The organism is Micromonospora sp. NPDC005171, assembly GCF_040608575.1.
Lineage (GTDB): Bacteria > Actinomycetota > Actinomycetes > Mycobacteriales > Micromonosporaceae > Micromonospora.
On record NZ_JBEXIM010000043.1, the window covers coordinates 1 to 17,305 of the forward strand.

Here is a 17,305-nt window from a genome sequence, read left to right on the forward strand (position 1 = left end):
GCTAGTTTCGCCCCGCGAGGGTTGACCAGAGCTGTTGGCACAACTTCTCCAATGGCGGGAAGATGGCAGAGCGATCATCAGTGTGCCGCCGGGCCGGGCGACCGCCCGGCCCGGCGTGCTCCTCCCGACGGGTCAGACCGTGCTGTCCACCAGGCTCGCGTCGGCCCGGGTCGGCTCGTCGCGCCGGGCCATCCGCAGCGCCCCGAGGAGTACGCCCAGCCCGATGAGGGTGAGCGCGGCGCCGGCCCAGATCGGCGAGGTGTAGCCGAGCCCGGCGGCGATGGTCACCCCGCCGATCCACGCGCCCAACGCGTTGCCGAGGTTGAACGCGGCGATGTTCGCCCCGGACGCCAGGGTCGGCGCCTGGTGGGCGTACAGCATGATCCGCATTTGCAGCGGCGGCACCGTGGCGAAGCCGAACCCACCCATCAGCACCAGCGCGATGATGGTCAGCACCGGGTTCGTGGCGGTCAACGCGAAGCCGACGAGCACCACGGTGAGCACCGCCAGGACGGTGACCAGGGTGCGCGACAGTGACCTGTCCGCCGCCCGGCCGCCCAGCAGGTTGCCCGCGAAGAGCCCCACGCCGAAGAGGACCAGCAGCCACGGCACGGTGCTGGTGGCGAAGCCGCTGACCTCGGTGAGCGTGTAGGCGATGTAGGTGAACGCGCCGAACATCCCGCCGAAGCCCAGGACGGTGATCACCAGGGAGAGCCAGACCTGCGGGTGGGTGAAGGCTCGCAGCTCGCCACGCAGCCCACCGGCCGGGCGGTCGGCGTTCGCGGTGTCGCCGGCCGGGATGAGCAGGGCCAGGCCGACCAGGGCGACCACCCCGATGGCGGTGATCGCCCAGAACGTCGACCGCCAGCCGAAGTGCTGCCCGAGGAAGGTGCCGAACGGCACGCCGAGCACGTTCGCGATGGTCAGGCCGGCGAACATCATGGCGATGGCGCCGGCCCGGCGGGCCGGCGCGACAAGGCCGGCGGCGACCACGGCCCCGATGCCGAAGAACGCGCCGTGGCAGAGCGCGGCGACGATCCGGCCGGCCATCATCACGGCGTAGTCGCCAGCGACGGCGGAGAGCAGGTTGCCGATGATGAAGAGCACCATCAGGCCGAGCAGCACCGGTTTGCGCGGCAGCCGGGTGACCGCCGCGGTGAGGGCGACGCCGCCGCCGGCCACGCTGAGCGCGTAGCCGGAGATCAACCAGCCGGCCACCGGCTCGGTGACCGCGAAGTCGGCGGCCACCTCGGGCAGCAGCCCCATGATCACGAATTCGGTGAGCCCGATGCCGAAGGCGCCGATGGCCAGAGCGATCAGGCCGGGCGGCAGGGACTTGTGGCGTACGGACATGGTCTTCCCATCGGGAGAGGGCAGATATGCGGCGCGTGCAACTACACGCGCCGGCAACGAAATACTTGCACGCGCTTCATATCGGCGCAAGCGTGGTAATCTGGGCCCCGTTCCGATCACACCGAGGAGGCCGCGATGGGCATCGCCGACGACGCGGTCGAGATCCGCGCGCAGGGCTGGCGCACCCTCGCCGCCCTGCACGGGCTGATCGAGACCGCCCTGGAGCGGGCCCTGCAGGCCGGCCACGACCTCTCCGTCGTCGAATACACGGTGCTCGACGCGCTCTCCCGGCAGGACGGTTGGCACATGCGGATGAGCCAGCTCGCCCGCGCCGCCGCGCTCTCCGGCAGCGCCACCACCCGGCTGGTCACCCGACTGGAGCAGCGAGGCCTGCTCACCCGCATCCTCTGCGCCGACGACCGACGCGGCATCTACACCGAGCTGACCCCGGCCGGCTCCGAGCTGCTCGCCCAGACCCGACCGACCCACGACCGGGTTCTCACCGACGCGCTCGCCCGGGCGGAGGCCACCCCCGAGCTGGCACCACTGGTCGACGCCCTGCACCGGCTGCCCGCCACCCGCTGACCGCCGCGACGGCCCGTGCGACGGCGGGCGTACGGTACCCGCAGCCCCACCGGGACCGCCGCGCCAAGGAGGCAGCCGATGCAGGACCGCACCCCTCGCCCGGAGGAGCTGGAGCCGATCGAGCGCGCCGGCATCGACGAGCTGCGCGCCCTGCAACGCGACCGACTGCGCTGGTCGTTACGGCACGCGTACGACAACGTGCCGCACTACCGAGCGGCGTTCGACGCGGCCGGGGTGCACCCCGACGACTGCCGGAATCTCGACGACCTGGCCCGTTTCCCATTCACCGGCAAGGCGGAGCTGCGGGAGAACTACCCGTTCGGCATGTTCGCCGTACCCCGGGAGCGGGTCGCCCGCCTGCACGCCTCCTCCGGCACCACCGGCCGGCCGACAGTGGTTGGCTACACCCGCGACGACCTGCGCACCTGGGCGCGCCTGATGGCCCGCTCGATCCGCGCCTCCGGCGGCCGTCCCGGCGACCGGGTGCACGTCGCGTACGGCTACGGGCTCTTCACCGGCGGTCTGGGCGCGCACTACGGCGCCGAGGAGCTGGGCTGCACCGTCATCCCGGTCTCCGGGGGCATGACCGAGCGTCAGGTCATGCTGATCCGCGACTTCGAACCCGAGGTCATCATGGTCACGCCCAGTTACCTGCTGGCGATCGTCGACGAGATGCGCCGCCAGGGCGTCGACCCGCGTGCCACCTCACTGCGGGTGGGCATCTTCGGGGCCGAGCCGTGGACCGAGGACATGCGCCGCGAGATCGAGCAGCAGCTGGACATTCACGCCGTCGACATCTATGGGCTCTCCGAGGTGATGGGTCCCGGCGTGGCGACCGAGTGCGTCGAGACCAAGGACGGTCTGCACCTCTGGGAGGACCACTTCTACCCGGAGATCATCGACCCGGTCAGCGGGGCCGTGCTGCCCGACGGCGAGCGGGGTGAGCTGGTGTTGACCTCGCTGACCAAGGAGGCGATGCCGGTCGTGCGCTACCGCACCCGCGACCTGACCCGCCTGCTGCCCGGCACCGCCCGGCCGATGCGCCGGATCGAGAAGATCACCGGCCGCACCGACGACATGATGATCCTGCGTGGGGTGAACATCTTCCCCACCCAGATCGAGGAGCTGATCCTGCGCACCCCGCAGCTGTCGCCGCACTTCCAGTGCGTCTTGGATCGGCAGGGCCGGCTGGACACCCTGACGGTGCGGGTGGAGCGGCGGGCCGGCGTCGCCGTGGACGCCGCCGAGCGGGCCGGTGGCACGCTGGTGCAGCTGGTAAAGAACACCATCGGCGTCAGCGTGGCTGTCGACGTCCTCGCCCCGGACACTGTGGAACGGTCGATGGGCAAGATGCGCCGCATCGTCGACCAGCGGCCTGCCTCGCTGTCGTCGTCGACATAGGATCCGGCGCATGCGCGTGCTGGTGGTCTCCGCCCCGCTCGTCGGGCACGTCTTCCCGCTGGTGCCGCTCGCGGTCGCGCTGCGCGACGCCGGCCACGACGTGCTGGTCGCCGCCGGCGGCGGTGGTCTGGCCGCCGCCGACGCCGGCCTGCCGGTGCACGACATCGCGCCGGGCTTCGACTTCGGCCGGATCGCGCTGCGGGTCTTCCCCCGCCATCCGCTGATCGCGCGCGCGGAGCTGGCTGGCACCGCCGGCACCCGGGGCGCCGGCCTGCTGTTCGGCGCGCTCAACGACCGGCTCACCGACCCGGTGGTCGCGCTGGCCGCCCGGTGGCGACCGGATCTGGTGCTGTACGAGCCGTTCGCGGTCGCCGGTGCGGTGGCCGCCGCGCGCCTCGACGTGCCGGCCGTACGCCAGGAGAACGCCCTCTTCGACGGCCGGGACCTGGTCCGCGCCACCGTCGCCCGACTCGGCGGCGCGCTGCGCCGGCATGGCCTCACCGAGCTGCCCGCGCCGGCCGCCGCCCTCGCCGTCGCCCCGCCCAGCGTTGCCGCGCAGGACGGCTGGCCGATGCGCTACACGTCCTACGTGGGCGGCGGTGAGCTGCCGGCCTGGCTGCGCGAGCCGGGTGAGCGCCCCCGCATCCTGGTCACCCGCAGCACTCTGACCGGCCCCGGCGAGCGGGGGCCCATGCCCGCCGTGGTCGCCGCCGCCGCCGAGGTGGACGCCGAGATCGTGCTGGTTCGCCCCGACGAGCGGTCGGCCCGCTCGGTGCCCGGCAACGTGCGGGTGGTCGACTGGATCCCGCTCGACGAGGCGTTGCCGGCGAGCGCGGCGCTGGTGCATCACGGTGGGGCGGGCAGTGCCCTCGGTGCCCTCGCCGCCGGCCTGCCCCAACTCGCCACCACGGGCCCGGGGGACCGGCGGCACAACGCCGAGCTGGTGGCCCGCCGGGGCGCCGGTCTGGCGTTGCGCCCCCGGGACATCACCGCGCGGGCGCTGACCCAGCTGCTCACCGACGAGCGCCTGCGTACCGCCGCCGTGCAGGTCAGCCGCGAGATCGCCGGGATGCCGGCGCCGACCGACCTGGTCGCGCGGCTGACGGCACTGGTCTGACGCCCACCCGCGTGGCCACCCCGGATGGACGGTCGGCTGCGGCAGGATGACCGGATGCGACACGTCGTGCTCTTCCACTCCGTGTACGGGCTGCGGCCCGCCGTGCGCGCCGCCGCCGACCGGTTGCGCGCCGCCGGGCACCAGGTCAGCACCCCCGACCTGTACGGCGTCCCGGCCACCGACACCGTCGAGGACGGCTTCGCGCTGCTCGACAAGATCGGCCAGGAGGTGGTGCTGGACCGGGCCCGGGCCGCGCTGCGTGACCTGCCGCCCGAGGCGGTGCTCGCCGGCTTCTCGATGGGCGCCGGTGTGGCCGGGGCGCTGCTGGTCGAACGCCCCGACGCCGCCGGTCTGCTCCTGCTGCACGGCACCGGCGGCGCCCCGGACGCGGTCCGACCCGGGTTGCCGGTCCAGCTGCACCTCGCCGACCCCGATCCGTACGACGCGCCGGACGAGGTCGACGAGTGGCAGCAGGCCCTGACCGACGCCGGCGCCGACCTGACGGTCTTCCGCTATCCCGGCGTCGGTCACCTGTTCACCGACCCGGACCTGGCCGAGCACTCCCGGGACGCCGCCGCGGCTGCCTGGCCGCGCGTGCTGGCCTTCCTGGCCGCCTGCTGAGAGCCCGGCCAGCGGACCGCAGTGGCTGGGTGGGGCACCCTACGGCTTCAGCACGATTTTGCCTCGCGCATGGCGGGACTCACTCAACTCGTGGGCGGCGGCCGCCTCTTCCAGAGAGAACACGGCTGCGACCGGCACTGTGAAACGACTCCGCTCGGCGAGTTCGCCGGCGGCGGCGATTCCTTCGAGAGCTGGTGTGTCAGCGCCGGGGCCAGAGCCGCGCGACAGGTGCACGCCGTAGGCAGCGGCGTCGATGTCGGCGATGCTCACCACCCTGTCCGGGCTCGCCACCAGGCCGACCAGGTCCGGTATTGAACCAGAGCCGGCACAGTCGAGTACGACATCCACCCCGCCGGGCACCAGCGTGTGGACCCGCTCGGCCAGCCCGGGGCCGTAGGTGGTCGGGATCGCCCCGAGCGAGGCGACCAGATCATGGTTGCGGTCGCTGGCCGTACCGATGACGGCCGCGCCGCGAGCGACCGCGAGCTGGATCGCGGTCGTACCGACCCCGCCGGCCGCGCCCTCGATCAACAGCGTGGTGCCGTCCTTGACGCCCAGCCGGTCGAGCACTCGGGTGGCCGTCTCGATGTTGCCCGCCGCGCCACCGGCCTGCTCCCAGGTCAGGGCGGCCGGCTTCCGTGCCCACGCGGCCAAGACGGCGTATTCGGCGTTCGCTCCGCCCATCTGGGCGTAGTCCGTGATCCCGAAAACCTCATCGCCCACCCGAGCCGTGGTCACCCCGTCACCGACCTCATCCACCACGCCGGCAGCGTCGACGCCGGGCACGTGCGGCAGACGGAGCGGAATCCAGTCCTGGAATCGGCCGGCGCGGACGTACGTGTCGGCCGGATTGACACCCGACGCCCGAACCGCCACCCGTATCTGGCCGGGTCCGGCGTGCGGTTCCGGTGCCTCCGAGACCTCAAGGACACTCGCGGGACCGTACTTCGAAAATTGCAAAGCCCTCATGCACACGGACGCTAACGCGCGCTGCTGTCCGCCTCGCTAAAGTGAGAGTCGTGACCGATCGTTTGCCTCATGCTCTTCGCTCCGACGCTCTGGACAACCGCGAACGCATCCTCGAGGCCGCCCGCGCGGTCTTCGCCGCTGACGGCCTGGACGTGCCGATGCGGGAGGTTGCCCGGCGCGCCGGGGTTGCACCCGCCACCCTGTACCGGCGATTTCCGACAAAGGAGATACTGGTCACCGAGGCATTCGCAGAACAGATGTACGCGTGCCGAGCCGTTGTCGACGAGGGCCTTGCCGATCGGGATCCATGGCACGGTTTCTGTCTCGTGATCGAGAAAATGTGTGAACTGCACGCACGCGACCGAGGCTTTACCGCAGCTCTTGTTTCGACCTTTCCCAATGCGGTTGATTTCGAGGCGCGCCGTGAATACGCGCTCAGAGCGATCGACGAAATGGCCCGCCGTGCCAAGGAAGCGGGTCGCCTGCGCCGCGACTTCGTCCTGGACGACGTCATCCTCGTGCTCATGGCCAACAGCGGTATCCACGCGACCTCGCCGACCACCCAGGTCAGCGCCTCCCGGCGCTTCGCCGCGCTCGCCATCTCGGCATTCCAAGCCTCCCCGGATGTCACGCCGCTCCCGCCCGTGGCGCGGTTGGCGCCGCCGGCATCGGTAACCAGAGGCAGCCAGGTGGGCTAGTAATGCAGTGACACTTCGCGACCTGGATGACTGGTAGTCGGACGGCGAGCCGCCGACTCAGCTGGGCCGGGCGGGTTGCCGACCCAGCTGAATCGGGCGGGTTGCCGACCTCGCTCAGCGGGCGCTGGCACCGATGCGCGGAGGCGTGGCGGTGCCGTGCACCCGCCTGGCGTGGCTGGCGAAGAGCCGGGGCGCGATGATCGGCATGAGCAGTCGCGCCGGCAGCGGGGCGTGCGCCAGCACCGCCTTGACCACCTCCGGGTCGCCCTCGTACATGGCCAGACCGAAGGCCAGCGGCAGCTGCTTCTTCGGGGACTTGCTCATGCCGTGTTCGCCGAGCTGCATCCACTCCCGGGCCGTGACGTGCCGTTGCGCCAGCGGCAGGATCTCGTTCTCCTCCAGGGTCATGTGCTCGATCAGCGCGGTGCGGAGCTGCTCCAGGGCGTCGGTGAGCTGATCGCCGCCGCGTGCGGTGCGGCGCCACTGGGGGAGGAGGGCGACCACCGCCGCGTGGGCGTCCTCGATGGCGTGGTGCTGCGCCTCCATGGTGGGGACGATCGCCGCGGCCTCCGCGCCGCCGCGCTCCAGCAGCCGGGGCCACAGCAGCAGGTCCTCGCCCTCGTGGTGCAGGTGCAGGATGTGGCAGAGCATCTCGGCGTGGGCGCCGACGACCTCCGCGCGCTTGGCGTCGCCCGGTGTGACGTCGCGGACGAGCTGTGGCAGCAGGCTGAACTCGCGACGGAGCGCCGAGTGCGCCATGTACATGTCGCGCACGTCGGCCATGGCTTCGCGGTGGTTCTGGTTCACGGGGACCTTTCCGAAGGATCAACTGGCACAGATGTGTTGATCATGCTCGGTGTCGCTTGGAACCGGCTTGGAATCCACCAACCGTGACGGTCAGTCGGCCAGGGCCGCCGTCGCCTCGGCCAGCCAGTGCGGCGACTCCCACCGGCGGGCCACCCGGGCCGCGAGGGTGAAGTGCCGAGCCGCCTCCTCGGCGCGGCCCACCAGCCGGAAAAGCTCACCGAGCGTCAACGCGACAGGCCGCACCACGGCCGCCGTGGTGGAGAAACCGGCCAGTTGGTCACGTACCGGGAGCAGCGCGTCGATCACCGGCTGGGCCAGGTCCCGTCGACCCAGCGCCACGACGACCATCCCGCGTACGGTGAGCAGCGCCGACTCGAAGTAGTCCGGACGGTAGGTGTGCCGCCCGATCGGCATGGCCCGCGCCTCGTCCACCCGTCCGCTGCCGATCAGCGCCAGCGCCAGCAGGTCGTCCACGATCGGGCCCAACGACCCCCGTATCCGCCGGGTCGCGTCCAGGTGCTCCCCGAACCGTCCCTGGCTGATCAGCAGGGTCCCGGTGGAGAAGTAGTGGAAGGCCTCGGCGTGCAGCGAACCCTGCCGCCTCATCTGCACGGCCACCTGGTCGTAGTGCCGCCGCGCGGCGGCGAAGTCGCCGGCGACGTGCGCCAGGGCGCCCAGCGAGCACAGGTTGATCGTCTGCGCCTCGTTCAGCTGGTACGTCTCGGCCAGCCACCCCTGCCGGGCGACGCTGAGGCGCAGCTCGTCCGGCTCGTTGAGCGCGGCAGCGCAGTGGCCCAGCGCCTGCTCGGCGACCGACCGGTAGGTCACCAGCCCGTGCTCGTCCGCGAGGTCGCGCAGCTCCAGGGCGAACTCCCGGCGGTCCGGCGCCTCCCGCTCGTAGCTCATGGTGCGCAACCGCGCGGCCAGCCCGAGGGCACGCAGCTCGGGGTCGCCCAGCCGTCGCGAGAGGGCCAGCGCCTCCCGGCCGGCCGCCACGCCTCGCGGGTCCGATTCGCCGTCCAACTCGGTGGCCAGCGCCTCCAACAGCCGACAGCGGACGACCGGGTCCAGGTCGTCGGCGCGCAGCAGCCGGGTGAGCAACTCGACGACCCGGTGGTCCACCACGCCGTACTCGTGGGTCAGCCACGGGGTGGGGACGGTCCACGCGGTGAACGCCGCGACCAGCAGCTCGTCCCGGCCGGACGCCGCGGCGACGTCGATCGCCCGGGCCCGGGTCTGCCGGGCGGCGGCCACCGCACCGGCCCGTGCCTGGGCGCGCAGCAGCCGTCCGAGCAGGTCGACCCGGAGCGCGTCGCGGTCCCCGGTGATCGTGGCGGCGGCCTCGACGGCGTTGCCGAGCAGCTCGATCGCGGCGTCGTACGCGTACCGCCGCTCGGCCAGTTCGGCGGCCCGGACGGCGTAGTCGACGGCGAGCGGCGCGGTGTCGGCCGACGCGGCGCGGGCGTACTGGTGGGCCAGGGCCGGATAGTCGTCGGGCCGCAGCCGGCGGGTGGCGGCGGCGATCCGGGCGTGCAGGCGGGTGCGGCGCAGCTGCGGCAGGTCGGTGTAGATGGTGTCGCAGACCAGGCCGTGCACGAACCGCACCCGCCCGGGCGCCGGTTCGGTGAGCAGCCCGGCGGTCAGCCCGGCTTCCAGCGCTCGCAGAACGGTGCCCTCGTCGGTGCCGGCGGCGTCGACGAGGGTTCGCACCTCGGCCTCCCGCCCGACCGCCGCGGTGAGGCGCAGCACCGAGACGGCAGTCGCGGGGAGGCGGGACAGTCGTCGGCGCAGCACGTCGCGGACGCCCTCGGGCACCTCGGAGGTGGCGACCAGCGTGCCCTCGGCGGCGAGCAACCGCGCCGACTCCCGGACGTAGAACGGGTTGCCGCCGGTCCGCTCGGCCAACGCGGCGACGGTGTCCGGGTCGACGGTGGTCCGGGCCAGCGCGCCGAGCAGCCGTTCGACCTCGGACGCGGTCAGACCGCCCAACGGGATCCGCCGCGGTGACCGGCGGGCCAGGACGGCCATCGTGTCGGAGAGCCGCTCGGCGTTGTCGGCGGGCCGCAACGCCGCGACGAACAGGACGGCGCCGGTGGTCATCTCGGTGACGCTCTGCAGCAGCAGCAGGGTCTCCGCGTCGGCGGCGTGCAGGTCGTCGAGGATCACGGCGACCGGTCTGCGGGCCGCGGCGGCGTCCAACCAGGCGCCGACGGCGCGGTGCAGCCGGAACCGGCCGGCGGTGACGTCACCGCCGGGCTCGCCGTCACCCCCGCCGAGCAGCGGGGCGAGCGCGGGTGCGAGGTCGCCCGGGGGTGCCTGCTCGGCGAGTTGCCGCAGCGCCTCGACCCAGGCCCAGGCCGGCGGGGCGCCCTCGACCTCGGGGCAGCGGCCGACGGTGACCAGCCAACCGTGCGCGGTGAGCCCTTCCCGCAACCGGGTGAGCAGGCTCGTCTTGCCGGCCCCTGCCTCACCGCTGAGCAGCGCGACGCGGGGCCCGCCCGCCACCGCGTCGGCGGCTGCCTGCCGGAGCGCCTCCAGCTCGACCACCCGGCCGACGAAGACCTCCTCCGACACCTGTCGCTCGACGCGGACCGCTGTCGCCGGCACGGGTGGCAGCAGGTCGAGCCGCTGGCCCAGGATGGCGGACTCCACCTCGACGAGCGCCGGGCCCGGGTCCAGTCCGAGTTGGTCCGCCAGGGTGGCCCGGGCCCGGCGCAGCGCGGCGAGCGCGTCGCCCTGCCGACCGGTACGCCACAACGCCAGCGCCAGCAGCCGCCAGCTCTCCTCCCGCAGCGGCGCCTGCCGGGTCAACAACTCCGCCTCCGGCACCGCCTCGGCCGCGTCGCCGCAGCGCACCGTCACGTCGAGCAGGAGCTCCCGGGCGGCGAGCCGCAGCTCCTCCAGCCGCAGCACCTCCGGTTGCGCCCACGGCTCACCGGCGAATTCGGCGTACGCCCGCCCCCGCCACAGCTCGAGCCCGCCGCGCAGCAGCTGCCGTGCCCGGCCCGGGTCGGCGGGGCCGACGGCACGCGCCTCGGCGAGCAGTGTCTCGAACCGACCGGCGTCGACGGCGTCGGCGGGCAGCCGCAGCGCGTAGCCCGGTGGCGCGGTGATCAGGACCCGGGCCGGTGCCCGGGGCGCGCGGGCCGGCTCCAGAAGCCGGCGCAGATGCGAGACGTACGCCTGCAGGGAGGCGATCGCCCGCGGCGGGGCGTCACCCCGCCACAGATCCTCGATCAGCTGACCGACGGAGACGACCTCGCCGCGGGCCGCGAGCAGGAGCGCGAGCACGGCGCGTTGGCGGGGGCCGCCGAGGTCGACCGGCCCGCCTGTGTCGACCTCGACCTCAAGCGGCCCGAGCACCCGTAGCAGCATGACGGGCCAATCCTAGTCACGCCGGTGGGCGGCTCACCCGCTCCCGCTGGACACCGGTCGGCCAGCTCACCGCGGGTGCGACCGGCGAACCGCCACGTCGCGGGCACCGCCGGAGGCACCTCCTCCGATATCGTGGCGCCACCATCAAGATCCTCGAAGGGGGCGTGGCGATGACCATGATCACCCGCATTCGTGCCGCGTACGACGAGGTGACCGCCCCCTACCGTGGCCCCGACGGTCTGCTCGCGCTGCCCACCGCGGCGCTGCTGGCCTCGGCGTCCGTGCCGTAGGCGGCCGGCGACGAACCGGCTCGAAGAAGCGGGCCGGGTTGTCGAGAATGCGGGGCATGGAGTTTCTGTGCTACCACAGTGACCGGCCCGGCTCGGCGACGTTGCGCGACGAGTTGTTGCCCGAGCACTGGTCCTACATGGACCGGTACGCGGCGGGGATGATCGCCCGTGGCCCGACCTTCGTCGGCGACACGCCCACCGGCAGCGTGCACATCGTCGACGTGCCCGACCCGGCCGCCGCGCGGACGTTCGCCTTCGAGGAGCCGAACTACCAGGCCGGCGTGTACCGGGACGTGCTGCTGCGCCGGTGGCACAACACGCTGGGCCGCACCATGTGGGACTTTCCTGGCGGCCGGACCGGCGGCAACCGTTATCTGGTGCTCGGCCTCGGCGCCGGGCAGGCCGTCGACCTGGCCGTGCCGCCCGAGCCGGACGAGCTGATCGCGTACGGGCCCCTGCTGGCCGACGACGGCGTCACCTGGCTCGGCACCGCCGCGTTGCTCCGAGCGCCGAACCCGGACGCGGCGCGCGCCATCCTGACGGTGGACCGGTACGCCGACATCGAGGTGCACAACTGGCAGTTCGGCGGCCGACCGTCCTGACCGGTCCGGAACCGCAGTGATCCCAGTCAGGCGGTGGCGGGCAGGCCATCCAGTCGACGGATCAACGGAGGGCGGGGTAATGCCCGCACCGTGCCCGGCGGAGTGCCGGCGTCGGCGAGGGTCAAATGCCCAGCTGAACCCGCGGGCGTGGTGCGGATCGACGGTGCGAGCCGCCCGATGCTCCCGGGGGAGGCACCGCCCGTGCTGGGCGCAGACGGGGACGCCGCTGTCGTCGGCGGTACGTCGCCTGCCGACGCGACGGCTCGGAGCCGGCGTTGGCCCGCCGCGCGGTTGGCGCCGGGACTGGACGCGGCTGGACGGGCGGCCATCGTCGGGGTGGGGCTGCCTCGCCTCAGCGCCGTCGGGGTGGTGGCACCGCCCGGCCCCGCCGGGGCCAGCGCCGCGAAGACGGCGTCGAGGCGCCCGGCCCGAGCGCCAACGGTGTCGAGGCGCACGATCTCGGCGCTCCTCGCCGTCGCGCCGTTGACCGCACCAGCGCGAACGGCGCCAGCGCGCTGGTCGGACGGGTTGGCGTCCCGGTGCCCGGTGTCGAGGTGCGCGACGCCTGCCGTCCGGCGCTGGAAGACGGCCCGCAGGGCGCGGGGCAACCGCTCGGCGGCGACCTGGCGCAGCGCGGGCGCGGCGAACGCGTACCCGTCGACACGGTGAGGGAGCAGCAGTCCGACGGCGACCAGCCCGCGCAGTGCGCGGGCGGACCGGCCGGGCATCCAGCCGAGTGCCCGGTCCACGGCCGCGCCGGAGATCAGGCCGCCGAGGGTGCCGGCGGCCATCAGCACCGCCCGCCGCTCGCCGTCGAGGTGGTCCAGTTCCGCGCCGACAGCGCGGCGTACCGCCTCGGGCAGCGGGAGCTCCGCCGGATCGGCACCGTCCACCAGCGACGTGACGTACGCCGCCGCGTGCCCGGGTCGGCCTCCCACCAGCGGCAGCAATCGGTCGACCAGGGCCACCGGCTGCCCGGCCCGGGTGAGCAGGTGACGCAGCAGCCGTCCGGACTGCACGGTGGCCAGCGGCCCGATCGTCACCCGTCGGGCTGGACCGGGCCGGGTGTCGGCCCACTGCGGCTGGTGAACGGTGAGCAGGGCCAGAGGCAGCCCGCGCTCCGTCGCCGTGCTGAACAGCGCGTGCAGGAACCGGCTCACCGCCGGCGCCGCCCGGTCCAGGTCGTCGACAGCCACGATCAGGGGCTGGCGGGCGGCCAGGCGCAGTAGGACCTCCCGGCAGATCGCCGCGCCGGCGAGGGCGGCGGCCGAACCGTCCGGGGTGCTCATCATCCGCTGGAGCGCCGGGACCGCGGTGGCCACCCTGGTCGGCGGGAACAGCGGCGTCAGGGCGGCGACGAGCCGGTCGTGGGCCGCCGCCGGGCCGTCGCTGTGCCGGATCCCGGCGACGCCGCGCAGCAGGTGCGCGATCGGCGCCAACACCTGATCGGGGTACGGCTGGCAGGTCGCCACGCACCAGTGGACCGGCAATCCGTCCACGGTGGTCAATCCGCGGGTCAACTCGTGCAGCAGTCGGCTGCGACCACTGCCGGTGGGGCCGACCAGGGAGATCCAGCGTGGCGTCCGGTCCCGGATGGCCGAGCTCAGCTGGTCGCGGATGGTGGCCAGCTCGCGGCGTCGACCGATCAGTGGGCCGTCGTGCCGGTTGGCGCTGGGGCGCACCGGGCCGAGTGCGTGCCAGACCGGCACCGGCGGCACCCGGCCGGCGACCGGCACCGATGTCAGCTGACGCTGGGTGATCAGACCGGCGGTGGCGCGGGCGGTGGCCGCGCAGAGCGCGACGGCGCCGGGTGCGGCGTACTCCTGCAGTCGGGCCGCTGTGGTGATCACCGCGCCGCTGGCCATGCCGTGCCCGCCGGTGACGGCGTCGCCCAGGTCGACCACGACCTCACCGGTGGCGACGCCGACCCGGACGCGCAGCCTGATGTCGTCGACCATGGGCCGCCGGTCCAGCGCGGCCTGGATCTCGAGCCCGGCGCGCACCGCCCGGTACGCGTCGAAGCCGTCGGAGTGCCGAGCGCCGAAGAGCGCCATCACGGCGTCGCCGATGTACTTCTCCACCACCCCCTGCCAGCGGTGCAGCACACCGGCGACGGTGTCGAAGTAGGCCCGCTGCAACGCTCGGACGTCCTCCGGGTCGAGCCGGTCCACCAGGGCCGTGGAGCCGACGATGTCCGCGAAGAGGACGGTGACGACGCGCCTCTCCTGGGGTACCGGCCAGAGCGGGGTGACGATCCGTTGCGTGTCGACGATGATGCTGGTGGTCATGGGTTTCGCACCGGCCTTTCTTCCCGCTGTTGCCTGATCACCTCCGGAGATTGGCATTCCTGGGCCGACGGGGGATCTGCAGAACGACGTATGTCGGCCACCTGCAACCTTTAGTCGCAAAGTCGACGCGAGGAGTACCACAAGCGGCCGGCGGCCGTAGAACGGTGTGGGGCCCTGTGATTAGGCTGCGGGGCATGGCCAGCGATGTGGACACCGCACCGCTCGTGGGCCGGGCCGAGCTCGTGCAGACGGTTCGGTCCGCGTTGCTCGGTGACGCCGCGCACGGGCAGACCGCAGCGGTCTTCCTGACCGGCGAGAGCGGTGTGGGAAAGACCCGGCTGTTGGGCGAGATCGGCAACCGCCTACGGGAGCGGGGCGCTGTGGTGCTCACCGGCAGTTGTCTGGACATCGGCGACGCCTCCCCGCTGCATCCGCTGTTGCAGGCGCTGCGCCGGTTCGACACCGAGGTCTCCACCTCGCCCGCCCGCACCTCCTCGGCGGTGCGGGGGCTGTTGCAGATGTTCGCCGACGAGACCGCCGGCCCGGACGGCGCGGGCGCGTTGCTGGAGCGGGTCTCCCGCGGCCTGCACCTGATCGCCGAGGGTCGCCCGCTGGTGCTGATCCTGGACGACCTCCAGTGGGTCGACCGCAGCACCCGGCAGCTCCTGCTCTACCTGCTCGCCGGCCTGGGTGATCTTCAGCTGTCGGTGCTGGCGGCGGTACGTGCCGAGTCGTTGCAGGGCGCGCACCCGCTGCGCCGGGTGCTCACCGAGCTGCGTCGGCTCCGCACGGTGCGGGTGCTCGACCTGGCGCCGCTGGGCCGGGCCGACACCGAGACGCTCGCCGCCGCGGTGGTCGGCCGGACGCTCACCGCCGACGCGGCCGAGCAGGTGTGGCAGCGCAGCGGTGGCAACCCGTTCGTCATCGAGGAGTTGGCCCGGGATCTGCGCGACGGCCGCGACGGCCTGTCCGAGACGCTGCGGGAGATCTTCCTCGACCGGGTCGACGCGCTGCCGCAGCACGCGCACGCCGTGGTGCACGCGGTGGCCGCCGGCGTCGAGCCGGTGCAGCACTGGCTGCTGGCCGAGGTGCTGCGGATGCCGGAGGACGAGCTGATCGCCGCGGCCCGGGCCGCTGTGGCGCACCGGCTGCTGGTCGGCGCCGACGAGGGCTACCGGCTGCGGCACCGTCTCGTGGCCGAGGTGCTGGCACACGAGTTGCTGCCGGCCGAGCGTTCCGGGCTGCACCGCCGCTACGCCGAGGCGCTGACCACGGCGCCGGGTGAGCTGCACCAGGCCAGGCTGGCGCACCACTGGCGGCTGGCCGGCGAGCCGGTGCGGGCCCTGCCGGCGGCGGTGGCCGCCGCCCAGGAGGCCGAGCGGCTGCACGGTTACGCCGAGGCGCACCGGCACTGGTCGGCGGCGTTGCAGTTGGCGGCCGAGCCGGGCCCGCTGACAGTGGACCGCGTCGAGTTGCTCGAGAACGCCGCCGAGGCGGCCCACCACTGTGGGGAGCACGCCCGCGCGTTGGCCCTGCTGGAGGAGTTGGCCACGCTGCGGGGTGGCGAGCCGAGCTGCGCGCTGCACATCCGCCGGGCCCGCTACCTGGCCGCCGCCGGTCGCTCCGCGCTGGCCGAGGAGGAATACCAGCGGGCCCTGAAGGCGGCGGACTGCTCCCCTCGGGACCGGGCGAGTGCCGCGGCCCGCCTCGCCGAGCTGCTGCTGCATCTGGGTCGGTACGCCGACGCCGGCGAACGGGCCCGTGAGGCGCTGGCGTTGGCCGAGAACGTGGCGGGCTCGGCCACCGAGGTGGTGCTGGCCAGTTCGGCGCTGGGCTTCAGCGAGGCCTGTCTGGAAGACCCGGACGCGGGCCTGGCGGTCATGCGCGACGCCCTCGACACCGCCGAGCGCGCCGGCCAGCCCGAGGACGTGGCCTGCGCGTACCTGCACCTGGCGGAGCTGCTGACCGGGCCACTGAACGTCCTCGAAGAGGGCGTGGTGGTGGCTCGGCGGGGCGCCGAACGAGTGGCCGAGCTGGGGTTGGGCCGCACCTGGGGCACCCGGCTGCTGGCCATCGCCATCAACGGGCTGTTCCGGGTGGGTCAGTGGGCCGAGGCGGAGAAGGTGGTGGCCGCGGCCCTGCGGCACCGACCGTCCGGTGCGGACGCCGTGGAGTTGCTGCTGGCCCGGTGCCGGCTGTCGGTGGGCTACGGCGACATCGAGGCCGCCGGTCGGGACCTCGACGCGGTGGCGACCCTGCTCGCCGGCGGCGGGGCGCGGCACGTCATTCCGCTGCTCACTCTGCGGTCCGGGTTGGCCATGTGGGAGGGCCGGCACGACGTGGCGCGGCAGGCGGTGCAGCGCGGCCTCACCGAGAGCCGTTCCGACGACGTGATGATCCTCTCCGCGTTGGTCTGGCACGGCCTGCGCGCCGAGGCGGAGGCGCACGCCAGCCGGACAGTGGTGGTGGACCCGACGGCGGTGCGCCGACTGCGGGACGTCGCGGAGCGGGTGGCCCGCAAGAGCGCCGGTGCGGCCCGGCCGGTGCGCTCGGTGGTGGAGGGCTTCCTGGCGCTGTGCGCCGCCGAGGTGAGCCGCCTCGACGGCAGCGATCCGGAGCTGTGGGCCGTGTCGGCCGCGGAGTGGGATCGACGCAATCACCCCTATCCGGCCGCCTACTCGCGGCTGCGGCAGGCCGAGGCGTTGCTGGCTCGGCGCAGCCGGGTGGCCACCGCCGGCAAGCTCCTGCGGGAGGCGTACCGGGTGGCGCAGGGGTTGGGCGCGGTGCCGTTGACCTCGGAGATCCGCGAGCTGGCCGGGCGGGCCCGGGTGTCGCTGGACGAGCGCGACACCACCACCGGCACGCGCAGCGTCCCGGTCGAGTCGTCCGACGACGAGTTGGCGGCGCTCACCGCCCGGGAGCGGGAAGTGCTCGCCCTGGTCGCCGAGGGGTTGACCAACAAGGAGATCGGGCAGCGGCTGTTCATCAGCGAGCGGACGATCGGTGTGCACGTGTCGCACATCTTCGACAAGCTCCAGGTCCGCACCCGCGTGCAGGCCAGCGCGATCCAGTTGCGCAACCAACGGGCCTGACCCACCACTGCGTACGTATCCCGGCGTGTGTGCGCGCCGGGATACGTCGTTCTACTGATCCGGCCGACCGGTGTCGGCTGAGAGGCTGGGCCGCGTCGACGACGGCA

12 protein-coding genes are annotated in these 17,305 nt (G+C 73.5%); 7 read left to right on the forward strand and 5 right to left on the reverse strand.

Annotated features, from left to right (window positions below; translation table 11 throughout):
• Positions 1–132 precede the first annotated feature (132 nt).
• Entirely contained in the window at positions 133–1,353 is a 1,221-nt protein-coding gene (locus tag ABZU74_RS29575; protein ID WP_355430603.1) for an MFS transporter, read from the reverse strand.
• A gap of 135 nt (positions 1,354–1,488) precedes the next feature.
• On the opposite strand from ABZU74_RS29575, the gene ABZU74_RS29580 reads away from it, so the two are divergent.
• The 4 genes from ABZU74_RS29580 to ABZU74_RS29595 all read left to right on the forward strand — a co-directional run bounded on the left by ABZU74_RS29580 (position 1,489) and on the right by ABZU74_RS29595 (position 5,077).
• Complete coding sequence (locus ABZU74_RS29580) at positions 1,489–1,938, forward strand: MarR family transcriptional regulator (RefSeq protein WP_355430606.1); 450 nt, start codon at positions 1,489–1,491, stop codon at positions 1,936–1,938.
• Between the two features lie 78 nt (positions 1,939–2,016).
• The gene (paaK, locus tag ABZU74_RS29585) at positions 2,017–3,339 is read left to right on the forward strand and encodes a phenylacetate--CoA ligase PaaK (RefSeq protein WP_355430609.1); all 1,323 of its coding nucleotides are present in this window, start codon (positions 2,017–2,019) and stop codon (positions 3,337–3,339) included.
• A gap of 10 nt (positions 3,340–3,349) precedes the next feature.
• Complete coding sequence (locus tag ABZU74_RS29590; RefSeq protein ID WP_355430612.1) at positions 3,350–4,456, forward strand: nucleotide disphospho-sugar-binding domain-containing protein; 1,107 nt, start codon at positions 3,350–3,352, stop codon at positions 4,454–4,456.
• 54 nt (positions 4,457–4,510) lie between these two features.
• A complete protein-coding gene (locus ABZU74_RS29595; protein WP_355430615.1) occupies positions 4,511–5,077 on the forward strand; it encodes a dienelactone hydrolase family protein in 567 nt (188 codons plus the stop codon).
• A gap of 39 nt (positions 5,078–5,116) precedes the next feature.
• Here the strand turns inward: ABZU74_RS29595 and ABZU74_RS29600 are convergent, their stop codons facing one another.
• Positions 5,117–6,046, reverse strand: a complete 930-nt coding sequence (locus ABZU74_RS29600; RefSeq protein WP_355430618.1) for an NADP-dependent oxidoreductase — start codon at positions 6,044–6,046, stop codon at positions 5,117–5,119.
• A 50-nt stretch (positions 6,047–6,096) separates the two neighbouring features.
• Here ABZU74_RS29600 and ABZU74_RS29605 point away from each other — a divergent pair, with 50 nt between their 5' ends.
• Positions 6,097–6,744, forward strand: a complete 648-nt coding sequence (locus ABZU74_RS29605) for a helix-turn-helix domain-containing protein (protein ID WP_355430621.1) — start codon at positions 6,097–6,099, stop codon at positions 6,742–6,744.
• A 114-nt stretch (positions 6,745–6,858) separates the two neighbouring features.
• Here ABZU74_RS29605 and ABZU74_RS29610 read toward each other — a convergent pair whose 3' ends face one another.
• Positions 6,859–7,551, reverse strand: coding sequence for a hemerythrin domain-containing protein (locus tag ABZU74_RS29610; RefSeq protein ID WP_355430624.1), 693 nt, complete (start codon positions 7,549–7,551; stop codon positions 6,859–6,861).
• A 90-nt stretch (positions 7,552–7,641) separates the two neighbouring features.
• Positions 7,642–10,926 carry a BTAD domain-containing putative transcriptional regulator gene (locus ABZU74_RS29615; RefSeq protein ID WP_355430627.1) on the reverse strand — a complete coding sequence of 1,095 codons (3,285 nt, stop codon included), beginning with the start codon at positions 10,924–10,926 and terminating at the stop codon, positions 7,642–7,644.
• Positions 10,927–11,272: 346 nt separating this feature from the next.
• Between ABZU74_RS29615 and ABZU74_RS29620 the strand changes: the two genes are divergently transcribed.
• On the forward strand, positions 11,273–11,818 hold the full coding sequence (locus ABZU74_RS29620; protein WP_355430630.1) for a YciI family protein: 546 nt from the start codon (positions 11,273–11,275) through the stop codon (positions 11,816–11,818).
• Between the two features lie 26 nt (positions 11,819–11,844).
• Here ABZU74_RS29620 and ABZU74_RS29625 read toward each other — a convergent pair whose 3' ends face one another.
• Positions 11,845–14,106 (reverse strand): adenylate/guanylate cyclase domain-containing protein, encoded by a 2,262-nt coding sequence (locus ABZU74_RS29625; protein WP_355430633.1) that lies wholly within the window; start codon positions 14,104–14,106, stop codon positions 11,845–11,847.
• Positions 14,107–14,300: 194 nt separating this feature from the next.
• On the opposite strand from ABZU74_RS29625, the gene ABZU74_RS29630 reads away from it, so the two are divergent.
• The gene (locus tag ABZU74_RS29630; protein WP_355430636.1) at positions 14,301–17,198 is read left to right on the forward strand and encodes an AAA family ATPase; all 2,898 of its coding nucleotides are present in this window, start codon (positions 14,301–14,303) and stop codon (positions 17,196–17,198) included.
• Positions 17,199–17,305: the final 107 nt, after the last annotated feature.